General features: G+C 41.1%; 2 protein-coding genes. One reads left to right on the forward strand and one right to left on the reverse strand.

The features are described 5' to 3' along the window. The coding region (locus AB1444_16455) for a DEAD/DEAH box helicase (GenBank protein MEW6528246.1) at positions 1 to 1452 on the forward strand (1452 nt) is incomplete at its 5' end. On the opposite strand, the gene AB1444_16460 is transcribed toward AB1444_16455, so the two are convergent. Continuing rightward, positions 1444 to 1735 (reverse strand): PilZ domain-containing protein (locus tag AB1444_16460; GenBank protein MEW6528247.1); only part of this gene is annotated, 292 nt, incomplete at its 5' end. The genes AB1444_16455 and AB1444_16460 overlap by 9 nt on opposite strands.

The raw sequence follows: 1735 nt of genomic DNA on the forward strand, positions 1-1735 counted from the left end.
AAGAAAATTTTAATTTTTACACAATTCAGAACCACTCAGGATTATTTATCACAGGTGCTTAAAAGCTATAAGGTTGTACTGTTCCATGGATCAATGAGCAGGGAAGAAAAGGAGCAGGCAATAGAGTGTTTTAAAAATGAAGCTGAAATCTTGATATGTACAGAAGCTGGCGGTGAGGGGCGCAATCTCCAGTTTTGCAATGTGCTGATAAACTATGATCTGCCGTGGTCGCCGCTTAAAGTGGAGCAGCGTATTGGTAGAATTCACCGCTTTGGGCAGCCGCAGAATGTAATGATCTATAACTTTGCAACCAAAAACACCGTTGCTGAACGTGTACTTGAAGTGCTGAATCATAAGCTGAAACTTTTTGAGGAATCTCTGGGCACACCAGATGTCATTCTTGGTGATATTGCAGATGAGCGATTTTTTAACAGTATTTTTATGGAATTGATTGCAGGACTTAAAAGCAAAAAGCGAGTAACTAAGGATATTGACACCCATATACAGAAAGCCAAGTCAAGCTATAGTAAATTGCAGGAACTGACAGTAGCCACAAAAATTGATCTTAATTTTGATGAGTATTATAAAATCACCATGCAGGAGCGAACGTTTTCCAACAAACGCATCGAGCAGTTTATCAATGAATTAAAAGATGTTGATGATACTATATGCACATATATTGCAGGGCCAAACCCCAAAAATAAATTATACTTTGTGCGCTATAACCCTATTACACATGCGCCCGTAAACCGATATGGAACTTTTACCAGTGAGGTGGCGCTGGATAATGAGTCACTGGAATTTCTGGCTTTTGGCCATCCGGTTGTTGACTTTTGTATACAGCAATGTCAGCAGCATGCTTTTGGTGGACTTTCCGGTATCAAGCAGATTGACTGTGCCTATGATTGTAGTGGTCTTTTATTCCACTACCTTGTAACGCTGAAGGCCAAGGAAGAGGTAAAGCGCATTGTCCCGGTTTTTGTGTCAAAGGATATTTTAAATCAATCTATAATTGATGATATTGAACAGGAGGCCATGCGCCAGTATGGGTGTGCGGTGAGTGTGGCAGATGATGTAGTAAGACAATATTCCAGCAATATATATTATTACTATGAACTATCGCTTAAAAGACTTGAAAAAAAAGTTGAGGCGATAGTTACCGAAATAAAAGAAACTATGAATCTGCATATTGATCCGTATATGGAAAGGGTTTGTCAGCATTACCAGCAAGAAAAGGAACACCTGCACAAACGCCTGGAGTGGCAGGAATGTCAGCAGAAGTGGTACGGAAAGGACATGCACAGCGCCATTACTCGTACAAAAAATATGATACAAAAAATTGAAGAAGAACTTCACAACCGCATGGAGCAGTATTCTGGATTTACTCAAGTAACGTGGAGTGCAAGCTTGGTGAATGCGGGAATACTGTTGTGCACACCGGCTTCATTTTAACATAGCTTTTTTGAGCTTTTCAATTCCTCCAGGGGTAGGTATAAATTGAATTCCCATGCCAGCTTTTTTGTCCCCCTCTTCATGTTTGCGCACCCAGCGTACCGTGCCCTTTAAGGTAATGGTTTCTTCAGGAGAAATGTACACCTCAATATCAACAGTGCTACCTGGATGAACAGGCTCGGGTGTTGATATGAACATGCCGCCTTCACTTATGTCGTGTGCGGTGCTGAAGGTTACTCCTTCCATGCTTTCAACCACGGACTTGCATTTTTTTGTAACACGG

The sequence above is a fragment of the Spirochaetota bacterium genome (assembly GCA_040756435.1).
Lineage (GTDB): Bacteria > Spirochaetota > UBA4802 > UBA4802 > UB4802 > UBA4802.